Source organism: Martelella mediterranea, from assembly GCF_004342225.1.
GTDB lineage: Bacteria > Pseudomonadota > Alphaproteobacteria > Rhizobiales > Rhizobiaceae > Martelella > Martelella mediterranea_B.
In genome coordinates, this window is the sequence record NZ_SMAR01000014.1 from 62276 (window position 1) to 81007 (window position 18732).

Consider the following 18732-nt stretch of genomic DNA (forward strand, 5'->3'; position numbering starts at 1 on the left):
GCGAAATTGGATAAACTGACAGCCTTTGTCGACGGCTCGACTTATGCAGAAAGCGTGTGCGACCATGCCGCATGGATGGCCAAAAAGGTCGACCTTCCGGTCGAACTGGTCCATGTTCTGGAGCGCGCGCATGCCAGCACAGCACCTGCCAACCTGTCCGGCTCCATCGGTCTTGGTGCACGTTCCGCTCTTCTGGAAGAGCTGGCCGATCTTGACGCCCAGAACGCCAGACTGGCACAGAAGCGCGGTCGACTTCTTCTGGAAAGCGCCCGCGAACGTCTGATTGCCGATGGTGTCAACGACGTCACCATGAAACTTCGGAATGGTGATTTCGTCGAAGCGATTCAGGACACGGATGCAGAAAGCACTGTGATCGTTATTGGCAAGCGCGGTGAAGGGGTGGATTTTGCCTCCGGTCATCTGGGCTCCAACCTGGAGCGCGCCGTGCGCGCCGCCAATCGTCCGGTCTTTGTGGCAGCCCGCGCATTCAAACCGATTTCCAACGTTATGATCGCCTATGATGGCGGCCAGAGCGCGGATAAGGCCGTTGAGCGCGTTGCCAACAGCCACATTCTGGAAGGAGCGAACTGCACTCTTCTGGCCGTTTGCAAAGAGGGTGATGCCCTCGCTGAAAAAGCCGCCAAAGCGGTCAAGCGCCTGGAGGATGGCAATGTCGAACCAAAGCTCGTCATCAGACCCGGCGAGGCAGAGGGTGTAATTGAAGACGTTGCGGCCTCGGAAAAGACAGACCTTCTGGTCATGGGCGCCTATGGGCACTCGCGCATCCGGACCCTCGTGATCGGCTCGACAACGACCGCGGTTCTGCGCGCCTGCAAGATCCCCGTTCTGCTGGTGCGCTGAAACTTTATTGCTACCGGTCGCCCGAAAATGCCCCGGCAGAAAAGTTACTGCTTCAGACCTTTTGAAAACCCGTCGATTCTTCGACGGGTTTTGCGTTTGGATGCCCCCTCTCCCGGATATTCCGAGGCTTTGCATCAATAGCCTCGAGCAGATATGGCATTGGAGGCACAGGAAGCCAGCAGGCAGCCCCGGCAGATAGACCGAAAAAGGCGCCCCGCAGGGCGCCTTTCGTCGTTCAGGTAAGAGACCGGAAAACTTCCGCCGGTTACATTTTGACCGCAGAGATCTGCACTTCAACGCGGCGATTTTGCGCGCGGCCTTCCGGCGTGCTGTTCGATGCAATCGGGTTGCTTTCACCAAAACCGACAGCTGAAATCCGGTTCGCCCCCACACCGCTCTGGATCAGATAGTTCCCAACGCTGTTGGCACGGCGCTGTGAAAGCTGCTCGTTATAGTCTGCCGGGCCGGTCGAATCTGTATAGCCATTCACGTTAATGGCCGTGCGGTCATATTTCTTCAAGACCATGGCCACACCATTCAGGGCGTTATAGAAATTCGGCAGGATTGTGTATCCATCCGTCGGGAAGGTGACGTTGGACGGCATAATCAGTGTCAGACGATCGCCGTTACGGACGACCGTTACACCTGTTCCGGCCAGAGCGCGGCGGAATTCCCGCTCCTGACTGTCCATGTAGGCGCCGACACCGCCGCCGGCGATCGCGCCCAGAGCGCCGCCGATTGCCGCGCCTTTCGCATCACCACCGACAGCCAGCCCTGCCAGCGCACCAAGAGCGCCACCAGCCAGAGCACCGGTACCGGTATTGTTGTTCACGGTCTGGCCTGTATATGGGTCAGTTGTTGTACAGCCGACCAGAAATGCAGTGCCGGCGGCCACGATCATCATCTTCCTAAGCATTTTAACCCTCAATTGAAACGCTCTGCGCACAGGAGCATGAACCCTAATATCACGCCTGCATTAAGGCAGGCCTGATAGGTGAATATCAAGCCTGCTCTTATACCACGGGATTGCACATCGCCAAGGCACCTCGTTTCGAGGCAAGTGCCCCCCGTCAACATGCACTTTCAAGATGGCTTAGTTCTTCGCCATCTGCTCCGAAGCAGGTTTCGGCGGGGCGATTTTGATCTCGACACGGCGGTTTTCCGCACGACCTTCCTTGGTCGAGTTGGTCGCGACCGGATCCGCTTCACCATAGCCGACCGGCATGATGCGCTGCGGGCTGACACCCTGCTGGATCAGATAGCCTGCAACGGAGTTTGCACGCTGCTGCGAGAGTTTCAGATTATGCGCATCGGAACCGGTGGAATCGGTGTAGCCGTTTACATCGATATTTGTGGCGCTGTACTTGCGCAGCAGTGCCGCCGCGGTATCCAGTGCCGGGTAGAATTCCGGAACGACATTGTACTTGTCACTGGCGAACGTGATGCTCGACGGCATAACGATCACGAGATAATTCTTGGTGCGGATGATGGTGACACCCGTACCCTTAAGCTGCTGGCGGAATTCCGCTTCCTGCTGATCCATATAGTCGCCGACATCAGATACCGTCACCGTTGTCGCAACAACTTCGTCAGCGGCGTTCATGTCTGATGAACCACTTGATGCACAACCGGCCAGAAGTGCCGCGCTGAATGCCATGAGCGTCAGTTTCTTGAGCATTGTTCCCCCTTCCAGGAATAGATATGTGCTAACTCAAAGACTTAATATTACATTATTCCAACAGCATGACGGTGTTTTTGGCAAATAGTTTTGACCTTTTAAAATTTGGCTACAGCCACAGGAAGGCCTGATGCCGCGTATTTATAACGGCTTCAGGATTTGTTAACCATATTTACGATCCGTGCACGACCTGTCCTGCCTGATGCATTTCTTCATTCAGCCGTCGCTCTTCATCCGCTTTCGGTTTCGAGAAGCGAGCCAGCAGGAGATAAGCGACCGGGGTCACATAAAGGGTAACAATCGTTGCCAGCCCAAGGCCACCGACAATCACCCAGCCAAGCGCGACACGGGCCTCAGCACCGGCACCTGAAGCCAGCACCAGCGGTATGCCACCGAGTACAGTTGAAATCATCGTCATCATCACCGGACGAAGGCGAAGTTTCGTCGCGTGCTCGATGGCGTCGCGCACGCTTTCGCCACGGTCGCGCAGCTGATTGGCAAATTCAACGATCAGAATGCCGTTTTTAGCCATCACGCCGATCAGCAGCACCAGACCGATCTGCGAATAGATATTGAGAGACGTTCCCGTCAGCAGCATCGCCAGAAGGGCACAGCCAATGCCAAAAGGAACGGTCGCCAGAATAATCAGCGCACTCCACGGGCTTTCAAACTGAGCCGCAAGCACAAGAAAAACGATGATCAACGCAAACCCAATCACCATTGCCATACCGGAAGAGTTTTCATCCAGGGCCGCCGCCTCAGCCTGCGCCATGACATAAGCACCCGGTGGCAACAGAGGCTCCGCCAGCTCTACAACGTGGGCATATGCATCACCAAGCGCAACGCCCTGCCCAAGGTTGGACGACATGGAAACAGCAGAAAGCTGCTGCTCGCGCTCCAGCGTCGGGGCAATTGCACGTTCGGTCATGGTCGCGATGGTCGACATTGGTACGATCCGGCCGTCACCGGTCTGCAGGAAAATATTCTCAAGATCAGTCGGGTCATTGAGCTTGTAGGTCTCGGCCTGCAGCTTCACATCGTAGGAATCGCCATCGATAAAGACTTCGGAAACGGCGTCGCCATCAAGCAACGCCCTGAGAGCGGCCGAAAGCCCGGAAATATTGACCCCCAGATCGGCAGCACGCTCACGATCAACCGAAATAGATATTTGCGCCTGCGTTGTCTCACTACCAAGGCGCGGATTGGAAAACGTCGGGTCTTCCTGCATTTTAGTGAGGAGGGCATCGGCCGCCTCGGCCAGCCTGGCATGGCCTGCCCCCACAAGCGCAAAACTGAGACCATTGCCCGCGCCACGGATATTCAGCGAATTTGGCTGGAAGGCAAAGGCCTGAACAGCAGGCACTTCAGAGGCGGCGCGGTTGACATCGCGCGCTATCTCATCCTGTGAGCGAACACGTTCATCCCAGGGTGCGAGAGACATCACCATAAAGCCGGAATTCGTGTTGTTGCCAAAGCCGGAAATGGAAAAGACGCTCTCGATTTCACCACTATCCAGCAAAGGCTGAAGCCGCTCCTCAACCTGGCTGATCCGGTCGCGGGTATATTCCAGACTTGCGCCTTGCGGCGCGGAGACACGCATCAGCAGGACGGACCGGTCTTCACGCGGCAAAAGCTCTGACGTAATATTGGCGTAAGCTAAATAAGCACCGAACATCAAAAGCGCACCAAGGGCCAGCACCACCATCGGCGCACCAAGAGCCCACCGCAGCGTCAGTTCATAAACCTTTGCAAAGCCCATGCCGAAACGTGCAAGTAGCCCCGGCTTACCATGTTTGTGCTCTACCAGTATTCGGGAAGCGAGCATCGGACAAAGCGTCAGCGCCACAAACGATGACAGAAGAACCGCAAAGGCGAGCACAAAACCGAATTCACGGAAAAGGCCACCGGCCTGTCCTGGAAGAAATGAAAGAGGAACAAAAACCGCGGCAAGCGTTGCGGTCGTGGTTATGACCGCAAAAAAGACTTCCCGCGTCCCGATGACCGCAGCAGCTCGCGGCCCCATGCCCCTGGAGCGCAGACGCACGATATTCTCCAGCACCACAATGGCATCGTCGACAACCATACCTGTCGCCAGCACAATCGCGAGCAATGTCAGAATATTGACGGAAAAGCCCGCGACATAGATCGCGGCCAGTGTTCCGATCAGCGCCACTGGCAGTGTGATCGCCGGAATGATCGTCGCGCGCCAATCGCGCAGGAACAGAAAGATGATGGCAACGACAATCAGCGAAGCCAGCACCAGCGAGCGCACGACCTCGTCAATCGAACCGGAAATGAAAATCGCATCATCACTGGAAATATGCAAAGAAGTGCCATCCGGGAGTGTCTTGGAAAGCTCGTCCACGACTTTGCGAACACCATTGGAAATCTCCAGCGTGTTCGATTTTGCCTGCCGGATAACGCCGATACCAATGCCAGCCTGCCCATTATAGCGCAGCGCTGTCGAGGCTGTATCCGGACCGAAGGTAACTGTCGCCACATCCCTGAGACGAACATGATCTGCGATCAGCAGATTTTCAAAAGCCTCCGGCGTCTTAACGTCGGCGGTTGCCCGCACACTGAGTGCCTGTGTGGTGCTGGTGAGGTTACCGGCAGGAACATCCCATGAAACATTATCGAGAGCCGCCCCCAGATCTGCAATCGTCAGGCCACGGCTCACCAGCGCTGCCTGATTGATATCGACTCTGAAGATCTTCGAACGGTCCCCGTAGACCTCGACATCAGCCACACCGGGCACGGCAGCCAGCTTGTCTTCAATCTCGTCCTCGACCAGCCTGGTCAGTTCATCAAGATCGAGGTTCTGCGATATGACCGCCAGCCGCACAACGGGCTGACTGTCTGAATCAGCCTTCACAACACGCGGGTCATCGGCATCATCGGGCAAACGCCCCTGAACGGAGCCGACCGCATCGCGCACATCCATGGCGGCGACATTTGTGTCCGTGCTTTTGGAAAACTCCAGCGTCACGCGGCTGGAACCGGTCTCCGATTGTGAGGACACAGCCTGAAGACCCGAGACCCGCGCCACTGCACCTTCAATAACCGCAGTCACTTCCTGATCAACTGTTTCCGGCGAAGCTCCGGAATAAGATGTCCTGATCGTAATGACTGGCTGGTCGACATCCGGAAGTTCTCGCACCTCAACGCCGAAGAACGCAGCAAGACCGGCTACAACAATCAGTGCATTGAAAACGAAGGCCAGAACCGGACGCCTGACAAAAAGCGCCGTGAAACCATGCTGATCATTCAGTGCGGTCTCTTTCAGGTCCTCGTCAGTCAGGCTCTCGTTTCTTTCCTGCTCATCCGGACGGGGCGTCTCATTATCGCTCATTTCGATCCCTTCCGTCACGACGACTGTTTGCTGGCGGCGGCCTCTGAGGCCATACGGACGTCGACGCCATCGCGGAGGCGCTGAATGCCTTCAACAATCACCTCATCGCCCGTCTCAACCTCGCCGTCGACAAGCACAAAATCGGGATTGCGCTGGACGATCGCCACGCGGCGCTTTTCAGCCTTACCATCGGCATTCACCCAGATATAAGCGCCGGAAGAATCCCACTGGATGGCGAGGGGCCGGACCGCGGTGTAATCATCACCGTCAAACTGCATGGTCACACGGAAAGACATGCCTGCGCGCAAGGCATCATCCGGGTTGTCGATACGAGCGCGCACTGTGAACGTGCGGCTGGCCGCGTCAATGCGGTTATCGACAGCCTGAACCACACCGTTAAACACCCTGTTGGAAGCCGAAATGGGCCGCGCCTCGACGGGCTGACCGCGCTTGATCGTGGCTGCGAAGCGTTCGGGGACAGCAAAATCGACAAGAATTGCCGAACGATCATCAATGGTCATCAGTTCGGTCGAAGTGGTGACATAGTCACCGCTGTTGACGACGATAATACCTGCAACACCATCAAATGGTGCCGTAACCTGGCGGCGGGTCAGATCCAGTTCGGCAGCGTCGAGATCCAGTTTTGCAGAACGCTCTGCGATTTCAGCCTTGTAGAGTTCGAGATCGGAAATCGAATTCTTGATCCTGCGATTGACCTCGGCCTGCCGCTGCGCACTCTGCAGAGCCACTTCCGCCTGATCGCGTGCAAGCACCTGTTCTCGTTGATCCAACTGGATCAAGAGCTCTCCCTTCTTAACATGCTCGCCTGATTCAATCTTCACATCCGTCACTGTCCCCGCCTGCTCAGGCGTGAGCGTCACGGACTGCAGCGCCTTGCCATCACCTATGGCAGTCAACCGGTCATTCACCTTGCCTGTTTCTGCCGGATGCGTGACCACCTGGACCGCGCCGCCGCCTGCAAAGGCGAAACCACCGGGAGGGCCAGAAGATGCGGGAGCACCGTCAATGATATCGAGCCGGGCTAAAACCTCTCGCCCATCGGGCGCAAGAAAGAGCCAGGCACCGGCTCCGACAGCCAGAACAGCAAGACTGATGGCAGCCTGTTGATAAAGACGCATTTATAACCTCTGCTGGGTATAGGTGACGGCGTAAGCATCTATTTGTGCAATACGGAAATTTCGTGGTGTGGAGTATCACTGTCAGCTTTTATCAAATCAAGAGACATCCGCCTTTCTGACGAAATTGTAATCAGAAACCAACATAGCGGGCCATTTTCGTGAACAAACAATGTGACTGACTTTCAGCGCATTATGACGCCTGCTGAGATTTAAATAGCCTGAATAAAGAGCGCAGTGCGGCGGTCTTCTAAACAGTTCCCCAAACACATTTTTGTGTAGACCTCATCGAACATGTGCTTATTTTGTTCTTCTGGCTTCCGATGGTCTTTCGCAATCGCGATGGAAGCATTAGATTGCCGCGCATGATTCATGGTGGCGACGACATACCCTTTTTCGATGATGATGATGATCCGGCACGTGCAGCCCGGCCCGAGGCTTCAGGCAGTGGCGCCAAACCCGGCGGCCTTGCTGCCCGCGCCATGGCCGCGCGGCGCCAGCCGGAGGTTCCCGATTATGTGGCCGGGCTGAACCCCGAGCAGCGTGACGCTGTAGAAACCACGGAAGGCCCATTGCTCGTTCTTGCAGGTGCAGGCACCGGCAAGACGCGGGTTCTGACCACGCGCATTGCCCACATTCTGGCATCCGGCCGTGCTTATCCCAGCCAGATCCTTGCGGTGACATTCACCAACAAGGCCGCGCGGGAGATGAAAGAGCGCATTGGCATGCTTGTGGGGGGCGCCGTTGAAGGCATGCCGTGGCTTGGCACCTTCCATTCGATCGGCGTGAAATTTCTGCGCAGACACGCAGAGATGGCCGGCTTGCGATCTGACTTCTCCATTCTGGACACCGACGATGTCATCAGGCTGATCAAACAGCTGATTCAGGCCGAAGGTCTTGATGACAAACGCTGGCCTGCCCGCCAGTTTGCATCGATGATTGACGGCTGGAAGAACAAGGGCCTGACCCCGGAAATGATTGCCGAAGGTGATGCCCGCGCTTTTGCCAATGGTAAGGGCCGGCAACTGTATCAGGCTTATCAGGACCGGCTGAAAACACTGAACGCGTGCGACTTTGGCGACCTTCTTCTGCACCCGATCCGCATCTTTCGCGAGAACCCGGATATTCTAAAAGAGTATCATCGGCGCTTCCGCTATATCCTGGTCGATGAATATCAGGACACCAACACGGCCCAATATATGTGGCTTCGGCTGTTGGCGCAGCGCCCGGATGGCGATGGCGCTCCGATCAATATCTGCTGCGTTGGTGATGACGATCAGTCGATTTATGGCTGGCGTGGCGCAGAAGTCGATAACATTCTGCGTTTCGAGAAAGATTTCCGAGGCGCAAGAGTGATCCGGCTGGAACGGAACTATCGCTCAACAGCCCATATTCTGGGCGCGGCTGGACATCTGATTTCACACAATGACGGGCGTCTGGGCAAAACGCTGTTCACTGAACACTCAGACCCCGACGAGGCCAAGGTTCAGGTTCACGCTGCCTGGGATTCGGAAGAAGAGGCACGCGCTGTCGGTGAAGAAATCGAACAGGCTCAGCGTAATGGCGAAAACCTGAACGATATGGCGATTCTCGTTCGCGCCTCATTTCAGATGCGCGAGTTTGAAGATCGTTTTGTAACGCTTGGCCTGAATTATCGCGTGATTGGCGGTCCACGGTTTTATGAGCGCCTCGAAGTGCGCGACGCCCTCGCCTATTTCCGCCTGACCTGCCAGCCGGCAGACGATCTGGCGCTCGAACGCATCATCAACACACCCAAACGTGGTCTTGGTGACGCATCCGTACGCAAGGTGCACGACTATGCCCGTGCGCGTGGCATCCCGATGCTCGCAGCCGCGCGCGAGCTTTCCGAAACCGACGAGTTGAAGCCAAAGCCGCGCAAAGCGCTTTATGATGTGGTGACCCAGTTTCAGCGATGGCAGGAGTTGCTGGAAACCACACCGCATACCGAGCTGGCAGAACAGATTCTGGAGGAAAGCGGCTATACGGAAATGTGGCAGAATGACCGCTCGGCCGAAGCGCCGGGCAGGCTGGAAAATCTGAAAGAGCTCATACGCTCCATGGAAGGTTTTGAAAGCATGCGCGGCTTTCTGGAGCATATCTCTCTGGTGACGGATACCGACCAGAGTGAGGATATGGATGCTGTGTCGATCATGACACTGCACTCCGCCAAAGGCCTCGAATTTGGAACCGTTTTCCTGCCGGGATGGGAGGAAGGTCTTTTTCCACACCAGCGCGCGCTGGATGAAAGCGGGCGTGCAGGCCTCGAAGAAGAACGTCGCCTCGCCTATGTCGGGCTAACCCGAGCAAAACGGAACTGCCACATCTGGTTTGTTGCCAACCGGCGCATTCACGGTCTCTGGCAGTCAACGATGCCATCGCGTTTTCTGGATGAGTTGCCGGAAGATCATGTCGAAGTCGGAGAAACCGACGTTTCCTATGGTGGCTATGGGCAGTCGCGATTCGACCGCTCAGAACCGTTTTCCAATACTTACGCAACACCAGGCTGGAAACGGGCACAATCGAACCGTTCAGATGCCACGCGTGATAACTGGGGTACCCGTTCCGGCCATGCAGTCGAACGTATCGGCTACGGTGAGAGCGGGCCCAAGGGACAAACCATTGATGGCGAACTTGTGGCACGGTCTGTGGAGACAGGCAGCTCACGCTTCTCGGTCGGAGACAGGGTTTTCCACCTTAAGTTTGGTAATGGAAACATAGCCTCTATCGAAGGCAACAAGCTGACAATCGATTTTGACAAAGCCGGACAAAAGCGCGTTCTGGATGGTTTTGTCAAACCGGTCGACTCCCCTTGAACCTGATCATCGACGCATGTGGAAATCTTTGTTGTCAATTTCACACAGGTTTCTGGCTCTCCGTTCAGAATTCATAAATACTCGAGCATGCAAATACTATCGGGCCCCGCATATTGAGCCTTTTCGTTAGGCGTTATTTACCTCTAGTATCGTAACGGTGCTGAGGTGCGGCGGTTTCGACGGAAGATGAGATTGTTATGAGGCGGCGGCGGAAACAATGACAGCGATGGCAGGAAAAGCAGACCCCTCTGTCCGCAGGACGTTGGTTAGTTGCTCATTTCTGCTCCTTATTTTCGTACTTCTTTTTTGTGCTCCGCCAGTTCAGGCGCAGTCTTTCAGAGCGCGGATTTCCGCCCTGATCGATAAAAGCCCCGTTGCAATCCTTATTTTAGATCCCGAAGCTCGACTGATCATCGCCGCCAACAACGCGGCTTCCAGATTTTATGGCTGGCCAAATACGCGATTGATCAACATGCCGATGACCGAGCTCAATCCTATGTCTGTGGCTCAGATTGAGGAGGAGATCGGGAAAATAGAAGCCGGTACCGCGAACGATTTTCTTTTCCCGCACCGCTTCGCCGATGGCTCCATTCATACGGTTCACGTAACGTCCTGGCCTGTTCGGATTGCAAACCGCGATCTGCTGATGTCGCTTGTTGCATCGCCGCAATCGCAGCCCAAAATCGATGACGGTGTTGAATCCTATTCGTCAAATCTGGAAGACGCGATTGAGAACAAGGCCCAGCAGCTTGAGCTCACCAACAACCTGCTTACGCTGACCATGATCAGCGCCATTGCCATTCTGGCAATCATCGTTCTCATACTCGCACGAAACATGGTACGAAACCGGCGTCTTGCAAAGCAGCTTGGGCAGCAACACCTCCTCTTGCGCGTCGTTATTGATGCAATCCCGGACCAGATTTACTTCAAGCGCAATGACGGCACGATGGCTGCCTGCAACCAGGCAGCCGCAGATTTTGTTGGAATGCCCAGCGAAACAATCGTTGGAAAACGGGACCGTGAAATCTTTGGCGATCTCAACAATACGCTTTTGAGTCAGCAGATTTTCTCGAAGGTTGAAAATCAGGACAAGCTGATCAATGAAGCCAATGTCGTCAATCCGGCAGGCCGTGAATACACGCTTGAAATGATCAAAGCACCGGTCACCGACACGACCGGCGAAAGGCTTGGATCCGTCAGCGTCTGGCGCGACATCACTGAGCGGCGGACCAACGAGGCACGCATTGAGATGCTCGCATACTATGACCCGCTTACACAGCTCGCGAACCGCGTGAAAGCGATCGAACTGCTTTCGGCCTACCTCTCCGCCCATCGTGAGCGTGGCCAGTTCATTGCCCTTGCCGTTGTCGATCTTGATAATTTTTCAGGCGTAAATTCGATTTTCGGGCACGATGTTGCAGACCAGCTGTTAATCACCGCAGCCAACCGCCTTAAAGACATGGTCGCAGGAAACGGCTTTGTTGCACGCCTCTCCAGCGATGCCTTCCTTGTGGTGATGACGGCGCTTGGGCATGACTATGACGAAGCACAAACGCAGGCTGAACAGATCGTCGATGCGCTGCAAAGCCGTATTTCCGGAAAAGCGATCTTAAGCGGACGGCACATCAGTACGAGCGCCTGCATCGGTGCGGTTCTGATCAGTCCAGAGGCCTCCGACCCGGGCGAGTTTCTCAAGCGGGCAGATCTGGCGATGCATGCTGCCAAGAACAAGGGCCGCGGCAGTGTTTCCTGGTTCACGTCAGACATGGTTCACTCCGTTGTCGAGAATTTTGAAGTGGAAAGCCTGCTGGAGCGCGCACTCAACCAAGATATGTTCCGGCTATTCCTCCAGCCAAAGGTCTGCCAGCGCGGAGCCGCCCGACACTTCGAGGTGCTTTTGCGCATAGAGCACGAAGAACGTGGCATCATAAGTCCGGAAGAATTCATCGACATTGCCGAAAGCACCGGAATGATCCTGCCGATAGGAACCTGGATCCTTGAGGAAGCCGCACGATTGTTAAGCCAGCATCAGGACCTGCACGTATCAGTCAACGTTTCGGTTCAGCAACTGCTTCAGGAAAACTTTGTTCGAGATCTAGCCTGCATTCTGCAGAGCTACCGGTTCGATCCATCCCATCTGACGCTGGAGATGACTGAAAGCCTGATGATCGCGAATTTCGATCTTGCACTAGCGCAGCTCCACGACATCCGCGCGCTGAACGTTCGCCTGTCTATCGATGATTTCGGAACTGGCTATTCTGCGCTGATTTACCTGAAACAATTGCCGCTCGATGAGCTGAAAATCGACAAAACCTTCATCGCTGGCATTCCGCATGAAGCCAATGCAACTTCGCTGGTCGAATTCATTATAGCCATGGCCCGGCATCTGAACCTTATTGTTGTGGCGGAAGGGGTGGAGACTGAGGAACAGGTTAAATGGCTGCGTTCGCGCGGCTGCGACTGCCTGCAGGGATTCTTGTTTGGAAAACCGCAAAGGGCGACCGACTATCTGGACGAGCTGAACTGAAAAGAGCGGCCCTGCCATGTGCGATTGCACTCAATCCAGTGAAATGACAATCTTAAAAATCATCGCATATCAATTCAGCTTTTAACGGGGAGCAAACAGGTGAAAGCGCTTCTTCTTGTCGACATTCAAAACGGCTTCTGCCCCGGAGGGAATCTCGCAGTTGAAAACGGAGATGCAGTTGTCCCGGTTGCCAACGCCCTCATAGAATCCGGACGCTACGGTCTGATCATCGCCTCGCAGGACTGGCACCCGGAAGGTCATGGCTCCTTCGCTTCCCGGCATGAAGGCAAGCAGCCCTTTGACATAGGCGAGCTTGCCGGAAAGCCTCAGGTGATGTGGCCGGATCACTGCGTGCAGGGCACAGTCGATGCCGCGTTTCATCCGGATCTGAAGATTGACAGCATCCATCATATTCAGCGTAAGGGCGAAAACCCCGAGATCGATTCCTATTCTGCTTTCCGCGATAATGATCGCAGTGCGGTAACGGGGCTTGATCAGCTGTTGAAAGAAAAGGCGGTCACTGAACTGGATATCATGGGCCTTGCCACGGACTTCTGTGTGAAATTCACGGCACTGGATGCCATTGAAATGCTGCCGGATGTCACGGTCCGTCTGATCGAAGATGGTTGTCGTGGGATTTCCGAAGACAGCAGCCGTGAAGCGATAAAGGACATCAAGGCTGCTGGTGTTGAAATCACCGATAGTCACGCGGCTCTGGAAAGCTGAGACATCTCCTGCCGGATTGCCGACGCCGGATCTTACCCCGGCAACCGGGCTTCCAGAACAACGATGGAATCGGCAACCTCCTCAAGCCGCTTCATGAGGTGTGTCTGAGCATCTCTGAGACCACTATTATAGTAGATTGGCGCAAATTCGCGTTCGAGGAACCCAGCGAAGAGCTCGGCCTGAAGCTGGCCGATCTCACAGTCCAGCTCTTCTGCACAATAATCGCGCAACCGCTGAGCCAGCGCAGATTTCTCGCGCGCATTCATTTCTATCATCTTCGGTACTCCTCTTTCAGTTTCGTTGATGTGTCCATCAACGAAACTGAGTTGTTTGGACTTGGGCAAACGGTTAGTTCTGTCTTAACAGGAGATCGACCGGTTTGACGAAAAATGCAGAAATGATCAATGGTGCCAAGGCTGGACTGGTTCCCGCACTTTCGGCTGCGCCTTTTGGTGCACTTTTTGGTGCTGTGGCTATATCCCACGGGCAGTCTGTTTTCGAAGCCGTGATGATGAGCATCACAATCTTCGCCGGAGCAAGCCAGCTGGTCGGGATTGAGCTTTTTGGTCAGCGGGTGGCACCATGGCTGATCGTGCTTTCGGTTGTTGCCGTCAATTTCCGCCATGTGCTCTATTCTGCAGCATTGACGCCGGTTCTTGCGCATTTTTCTCTGCCGCGAAAGATGATTGCATTCTTTTTCATGACAGACCCGCAATTCGCCGAGTCGCTGAAACGGCATGAGGCCGGAACGCCGGTCACCTTTGCCTGGTACATGGGGGCGGCCATCACGATTTATGGCCTCTGGAATGTGATGACACTCATCGGTGCATTGCTGGGCGGCTTCATTCAGGACCCGAGAGCTTTAGGCCTTGATGTGCTGCTCCCGATCTATTTCCTCAGCCTTGTGATGGGCTTCAGAAGCCGCCCCAACTATCTTTCGATAGTCGCCGTCAGCGCGCTGGCTTCTGTTCTGGCCTACGCCACGGTTGGTTCACCCTGGCATGTCAGTTGCGGCGCGCTTGCAGGCATTGCTCTGGCTGCCATCCTGCCACCGAAGAAAGCCACTGATACCGTCAGTGAGGTGAGCAGCTCATGAGCGATTTTACCAACGACCACATGATGCTGGTCATTCTGGCCGCCGCCGCCGCAACCTATCTCACCCGCATTGCCGGCTATCTTCTTCTGACGGTGGTTTCGGACATTCCGCCACGTGCAGAAGCGGCGCTGAATGCAATACCGCCTGCCGTTTTGACCACGCTCGTTGCTCCTGCCTTCTATGCTGGCGGGATTGAAGCAAAGATTGCCATTGCTGCAGCACTTGCGGCAGGCCTGCGCTTTTCGTCACCACTGCCGATGATTGGCGTCGGCTGGAGCGTGGTCATGATCCTCAGATATTTTGTGATCCCGTCATAACGGACGTGTCACATTTTCCAGCCACTCAGCTTCGTGCTCATCGCTGACAAGCGGCAACAGTTTCTCGCGTGTCTCTGCGTGATAAGCGTTCAGCCATTCGGTTTCCTCGCTCGTCAGCAGATCGCGCACGATCAGCCGCGTATCAATCGGACACCAGGTCAGAGTTTCAAAGCCAAGCATCGGAATATCACCACCCTCGACAGGCGCTGCTTCAGTAACAAGCAGAAGATTTTCGATGCGTATGCCAAACGCGCCGGGGCGATAAAAGCCCGGTTCATTCGAGATGATCATACCGGGTTTCAGCTCGGCCAGGCCGGCTTTGGACAATCGCTGTGGCGCTTCGTGAACCGACAAATAGGAGCCAACGCCGTGCCCGGTTCCATGCGCATAATCAGCCCCCGCCTTCCAAAGCGCGATGCGAGCCAGAGGATCAAGATCAACGCCACGCGTCCCTTTAGGAAAGCGTGCAGTGGAGACGGCAATCATGCCTTTGAGAACCAGACTGAAAAAGCGCCGCTGTTCGTCACCAACCCCGCCAACAGCGACGGTTCGTGTAATATCAGTGGTTCCATTTTGATATTGCCCACCCGAATCCACGAGATACATCTCTCCGCCCTGAATCATCCGGTCCGTATCGTCGTTGACACGATAGTGAATGATTGCAGCATTCGGTCCCGAGCCGGAAATCGTGTCAAAAGAGATATCCTTCAGCGGGTTCTGCGAACGCAAACCGGTTTTGCGGCGCGCATCCTCCAACGCCTTGACTGCGGCGATTTCGCTGACACTGCCGGGAGGTTGCTGGTCCAGCCAGCTCAGAAACGAAACCATAGCCGCACCGTCCTGCACATGCGCCGCACGTGCACCGTTCTGCTCCGCTTCGTTTTTGATCGCGCGCCGTTCAACAACCGGGTCGCTGACATTCACACAGCGCCCGCCAGCGCTTTCAATGGCCTGCAGGACAGCGAAAGGCACCGAAACCCGATCCAGCAAAACCGCCCCTGACTCTTTTGCAAGCATTTCAAGTTCACCAAGGAGCGTGCCGGGCGCTTTCACTTGTGCCAGCCTGCGAAGATATCCCCCCGCTTCGCCCTCAAGTTTCTCAGCTTCGATGAACAAAGTGGCATTGCCATCAGCATCAACCAGCGCTCGGCTCAAAGGCGCCGGGGTATGCGTGACATCATTGCCCCTTATATTGAATAGCCATGCCACCGACGTTGAGTCCGAAAAGAGAATGGCCTTCGCCTTCTTCTCCCGAACAGTTGCTGCCATTGCCGCGATCTTGTCGCTGGCCGCCTCACCTGCAAACGCTTCCGGCTGCACGAAAACCGGCTCAAGCGGAATTGACGGGCGATCACTCCAGATCCGGTCAACAGGATTGTGGCCGAGCAAGACCAACTGACCGCCAGCCGCACTCAGCGCCTTCTCCAGGCGCTCGACCTCGCTGGGCGTATGCAGCCACGGATCGATCCCCAGTTTCAGGGCTTCAGGTTTGTTTTGCTCGATCCAGACCGGCGGCGGACACCCGACCAGATCACCTGCACTAAAAAGCGACTGATCGGTCTGAGCTGCCAATTGGGTTGTGTAGCGCCCATCGACGAAAACCATGGCCTTTTCCTCCATGACCAGCGCCATTCCGGCAGAACCGGTAAAGCCAGTCAACCAGGAAAGCCGCTCAGCGCAGGCCGGCACATACTCGCCCTGATATTCATCGGTACGCGGCACCAGGACGGCGTTGATTCCAAGTTCTGGGAAAAGCGCCCGCAACGCTTTGATACGCGGGGCGGCCTGTTCGGGCCGGGAAACAACTTCAAAAGACTGAAACATGAAAGCACCTTACAATTTTTGCCGCGGACGATAATGCGCTTCATGAGGCATCGCAAGCAACGCCATCTGCCAGTAGGCCAGATCCAAGCACAAGCATTTGCCCGGTTCTGTAGCATTGGTGAGCGCAAATTGGGCAGCTTTGCATGGTTTGGGCGCCCAATCGTCAGCTTCCATGCACGCACCGCATGGCTACCATGAGTAAGACCACCTGCCAGAGACCGATAGCACTGTCTATATTGAGTTCAGTTGATCGTTAAGGCCAACGCGCGGAGCGAAAGTCAGAGCCATCCGGGTTCGATTGCTCATCGCAGCGAAGGCAAGATGACCCAGACCGAGATATCATTCGGCCAGTCATCAAAATGACAGGAGAGATAAAATGGGTTTCTTTCGTAACGCTTACAAGAACATTGCCGATGCCCGCCAGCGTCAGGCTGACCGCTTCGTGAACGGCGCTCTGTCGCGCATGGATGATGAGTCGCTTAAGTCACTCGGCAAGTCCCGCGCAGAGCTTCGTCGCAACAGCTCCTCAAGCTTCATGCTCTGAGGTCTTCGCCCCATCGGCGAATAGTGTTGAAAACAGATAAAAGGCAGTGCTTTGGCGCTGCCTTTTTCTTTCTCCATGCTTTTTTAGGTATGCTTACTCGGCTTCCGGGAAAAGCAACTCAACGATGTAGCTGGCATCAAAGCGCGTATCCAGCATGCCGTAAGTCGAGCGCCATCCCGCTGCCAGTCGCGTTTCCAGAAATGCATCCGCAATCCGGCCGGCACCCAGCCGGTAAAGCTCAGCCGCTGCGGCAGCGAGTGCCAGTTGTTCGATAAAGATCCGGGCGGCACTCTCATCACCTTTACAAAGCGCCAGAGCAGCCCGGAGCACCTCGACAATCTTTGCGCCGGAGCCCCCTAAATCACGGGCAATGATGCCGAAAACAGCTTCAAATAATTCGCTTCCGTGCTCGGCAACGCGGCGCAGATCCAGCGCCATCATATTCCCTGCACCATCCTGAATGGAAAGAGATGGTGCATCACGGTAATGCCGGGCCAGTGGGCGATCTTCGATATAGCCATTTCCGCCCATGGCTTCCATGGCCTCACCGATCACGGCTGGTGCAATTTTCGTGCACCAGTATTTGGCAACCGGCGTCATCACCCGCGCATAGGCGGCCTCTTCACCGCTGTCGCGTGCCCGGTCAAAGCTTTCAGCAACACGGAAAGACAAGGCACCGGCCGCGGCGACATCAAGCGCCAGATCAGCCAGAACCCGCATGGTCAGCGGCTGCGCCACCAGCGCACGGCCTTTAACCTGACGTCCACGTGCGGCATGAACAGCCTCAGCCAGCGAGGTCCGCATCAGCCCCGATGCCATGACTGCGCTATCGAGACGCATCAGGGTCAACATATCCAGAATGGTACGCTGGCCACCATCTGGCGTGCCGACGAGATAACCAAACGCATCCGAAAACTCGAGTTCGGCTGTGGCGTTCGAACGCATGCCAAGCTTGTCTTTCAGCCGCTGAAAACGCAGCGCATTTGCACGCCCGTCATCCAGAAGGCGAGGCACAAGGAAACAACCCGTCGCACCATCAACCTCCGCCAGCATGATAAAGGCGTCGCTCATCGGCGCCGAAACAAACCATTTATGCCCTGAGAGACGGTAGATCCCTTCACCAACACGCTCGGCACTGGTGGTCATCGCGTTCAGGTCACTGCCTGCCTGCTTTTCAGCTACGGCCAGGCCGACAGTCACTGCGCTTTTCTGTCCGTGGGGACGATTGGTCGAATCATATTTACGCGACAGGATGCGCGGCGCCCAGGCATTGCGCAGCTGCGGCGCGGCCGAAAGCACTGCAAGAGAAGCCGATGTGGATGACAAAACCTCCAGATGTCCGCATTCCAACTGGGCCGACAAAAAGAGGCGTACGGCTCTGATTTTGTGCGCCTTGGACTTCGAATCAGCATCCTTCGGCGGTTCCCAGAGCGACGAATGAAGCCCGGAAGACATTGATCGACGCATGAGCGCATGCCATGCCGGATGGAACGAAACCGTATCGATACGCTCGCCGGACGGTCCATGAGTCCTCAGTTGCGGCAGATTGGTATTGGCCATCTGCGCCAGTTCCTGCGCATCCGGTGAAGTAACGTAACGCCCCAGAAGATCGAGTTCATCACGCAAAGGCCGCGCCAGCTGGCGGGTCAGATCGCTTAAAAGCGGATCGGACTGGAAAGCATTGACCCCGGACCAGAGCTTCGGCTGGTTCAGATTTTTCAGGAATTCATCATCGAACGGACTTGGCATTGTTACGCGCACTTCTTCTAACCAATGTTCAAACTGCAGTTGGCATGGTTCGATATCATCTGTCAAAGCTTGCGGGGGACGGCTGTAG

Annotated in this window: 14 protein-coding genes; 7 read left to right on the plus strand and 7 right to left on the minus strand. The window is 55.6% G+C overall.

What is annotated here, in order from left to right; genetic code table 11:
* Nucleotides 1-6 precede the first annotated feature (6 nt).
* Nucleotides 7-861 carry a universal stress protein gene (locus tag EDC90_RS10765; protein WP_132311394.1) on the plus strand — a complete coding sequence of 285 codons (855 nt, stop codon included), beginning with the start codon at nucleotides 7-9 and terminating at the stop codon, nucleotides 859-861.
* Nucleotides 862-1126: 265 nt separating this feature from the next.
* On the opposite strand, the gene EDC90_RS10770 is transcribed toward EDC90_RS10765, so the two are convergent.
* The 4 genes from EDC90_RS10770 to EDC90_RS10785 all read right to left on the minus strand — a co-directional run bounded on the left by EDC90_RS10770 (nucleotide 1127) and on the right by EDC90_RS10785 (nucleotide 7030).
* Complete coding sequence (locus EDC90_RS10770; RefSeq protein ID WP_132311396.1) at nucleotides 1127-1777, minus strand: OmpA family protein; 651 nt, start codon at nucleotides 1775-1777, stop codon at nucleotides 1127-1129.
* Between the two features lie 177 nt (nucleotides 1778-1954).
* Complete coding sequence (locus tag EDC90_RS10775; RefSeq protein WP_132311398.1) at nucleotides 1955-2539, minus strand: OmpA family protein; 585 nt, start codon at nucleotides 2537-2539, stop codon at nucleotides 1955-1957.
* A 172-nt stretch (nucleotides 2540-2711) separates the two neighbouring features.
* Nucleotides 2712-5840: an efflux RND transporter permease subunit gene (locus tag EDC90_RS10780; RefSeq protein ID WP_432420001.1), complete on the minus strand. Its 3129-nt coding sequence runs from the start codon at nucleotides 5838-5840 to the stop codon at nucleotides 2712-2714.
* Nucleotides 5841-5905: 65 nt separating this feature from the next.
* A complete protein-coding gene (locus EDC90_RS10785; protein WP_132311402.1) occupies nucleotides 5906-7030 on the minus strand; it encodes an efflux RND transporter periplasmic adaptor subunit in 1125 nt (374 codons plus the stop codon).
* Nucleotides 7031-7392: 362 nt separating this feature from the next.
* On the opposite strand from EDC90_RS10785, the gene EDC90_RS10790 reads away from it, so the two are divergent.
* From EDC90_RS10790 to pncA, 3 genes are all read left to right on the plus strand, one after another.
* A complete protein-coding gene (locus tag EDC90_RS10790) occupies nucleotides 7393-9861 on the plus strand; it encodes an ATP-dependent helicase (RefSeq protein WP_132311430.1) in 2469 nt (822 codons plus the stop codon).
* Nucleotides 9862-10087: 226 nt separating this feature from the next.
* Complete coding sequence (locus EDC90_RS10795; protein WP_207903891.1) at nucleotides 10088-12388, plus strand: sensor domain-containing protein; 2301 nt, start codon at nucleotides 10088-10090, stop codon at nucleotides 12386-12388.
* Nucleotides 12389-12487: 99 nt separating this feature from the next.
* Complete coding sequence (gene pncA, locus EDC90_RS10800) at nucleotides 12488-13114, plus strand: bifunctional nicotinamidase/pyrazinamidase (protein ID WP_132311406.1); 627 nt, start codon at nucleotides 12488-12490, stop codon at nucleotides 13112-13114.
* Nucleotides 13115-13146: 32 nt separating this feature from the next.
* Here pncA and EDC90_RS10805 read toward each other — a convergent pair whose 3' ends face one another.
* Nucleotides 13147-13389 carry a DUF2164 domain-containing protein gene (locus EDC90_RS10805; RefSeq protein ID WP_245511026.1) on the minus strand — a complete coding sequence of 81 codons (243 nt, stop codon included), beginning with the start codon at nucleotides 13387-13389 and terminating at the stop codon, nucleotides 13147-13149.
* Between the two features lie 122 nt (nucleotides 13390-13511).
* Here EDC90_RS10805 and EDC90_RS10810 point away from each other — a divergent pair, with 122 nt between their 5' ends.
* Both EDC90_RS10810 and EDC90_RS10815 read left to right on the plus strand, forming a co-directional pair.
* Nucleotides 13512-14210 (plus strand): AzlC family ABC transporter permease, encoded by a 699-nt coding sequence (locus EDC90_RS10810; protein ID WP_132311434.1) that lies wholly within the window; start codon nucleotides 13512-13514, stop codon nucleotides 14208-14210.
* A complete protein-coding gene (locus EDC90_RS10815; protein ID WP_132311408.1) occupies nucleotides 14207-14527 on the plus strand; it encodes an AzlD family protein in 321 nt (106 codons plus the stop codon). The genes EDC90_RS10810 and EDC90_RS10815 overlap by 4 nt, the downstream gene beginning before the upstream one ends.
* On the opposite strand, the gene EDC90_RS10820 is transcribed toward EDC90_RS10815, so the two are convergent.
* Entirely contained in the window at nucleotides 14522-16351 is a 1830-nt protein-coding gene (locus tag EDC90_RS10820) for an aminopeptidase P family protein (protein WP_132311410.1), read from the minus strand. The genes EDC90_RS10815 and EDC90_RS10820 overlap by 6 nt on opposite strands.
* A 376-nt stretch (nucleotides 16352-16727) precedes the next feature.
* Between EDC90_RS10820 and EDC90_RS20875 the strand changes: the two genes are divergently transcribed.
* The gene (locus EDC90_RS20875) at nucleotides 16728-16895 is read left to right on the plus strand and encodes a hypothetical protein (protein WP_165972806.1); all 168 of its coding nucleotides are present in this window, start codon (nucleotides 16728-16730) and stop codon (nucleotides 16893-16895) included.
* Between the two features lie 93 nt (nucleotides 16896-16988).
* Here EDC90_RS20875 and EDC90_RS10825 read toward each other — a convergent pair whose 3' ends face one another.
* Nucleotides 16989-18644 carry an acyl-CoA dehydrogenase family protein gene (locus EDC90_RS10825; RefSeq protein WP_132311412.1) on the minus strand — a complete coding sequence of 552 codons (1656 nt, stop codon included), beginning with the start codon at nucleotides 18642-18644 and terminating at the stop codon, nucleotides 16989-16991.
* Nucleotides 18645-18732 lie beyond the last annotated feature (88 nt).

Excerpts from the sequence above, each read along its gene's own strand:
- EDC90_RS10785 (WP_132311402.1), bottom strand. The coding sequence starts at position 7,030 with ATGCGTCTTTATCAACAGGCTGCCATCAGTCTTGCTGTTCTGGCTGTC.
- EDC90_RS10795 (WP_207903891.1), top strand. The coding sequence starts at position 10,088 with ATGGCAGGAAAAGCAGACCCCTCTGTCCGCAGGACGTTGGTTAGTTGC.
- EDC90_RS10790 (WP_132311430.1), top strand. The coding sequence starts at position 7,393 with ATGATTCATGGTGGCGACGACATACCCTTTTTCGATGATGATGATGAT.
- EDC90_RS10805 (WP_245511026.1), bottom strand. The coding sequence starts at position 13,389 with ATGATAGAAATGAATGCGCGCGAGAAATCTGCGCTGGCTCAGCGGTTG.
- EDC90_RS10815 (WP_132311408.1), top strand. The coding sequence starts at position 14,207 with ATGAGCGATTTTACCAACGACCACATGATGCTGGTCATTCTGGCCGCC.
- EDC90_RS10770 (WP_132311396.1), bottom strand. The coding sequence starts at position 1,777 with ATGCTTAGGAAGATGATGATCGTGGCCGCCGGCACTGCATTTCTGGTC.
- EDC90_RS20875 (WP_165972806.1), top strand. The coding sequence starts at position 16,728 with ATGGGTTTCTTTCGTAACGCTTACAAGAACATTGCCGATGCCCGCCAG.
- EDC90_RS10825 (WP_132311412.1), bottom strand. The coding sequence starts at position 18,644 with ATGCCAAGTCCGTTCGATGATGAATTCCTGAAAAATCTGAACCAGCCG.
- EDC90_RS10810 (WP_132311434.1), top strand. The coding sequence starts at position 13,512 with ATGATCAATGGTGCCAAGGCTGGACTGGTTCCCGCACTTTCGGCTGCG.
- EDC90_RS10820 (WP_132311410.1), bottom strand. The coding sequence starts at position 16,351 with ATGTTTCAGTCTTTTGAAGTTGTTTCCCGGCCCGAACAGGCCGCCCCG.
- EDC90_RS10775 (WP_132311398.1), bottom strand. The coding sequence starts at position 2,539 with ATGCTCAAGAAACTGACGCTCATGGCATTCAGCGCGGCACTTCTGGCC.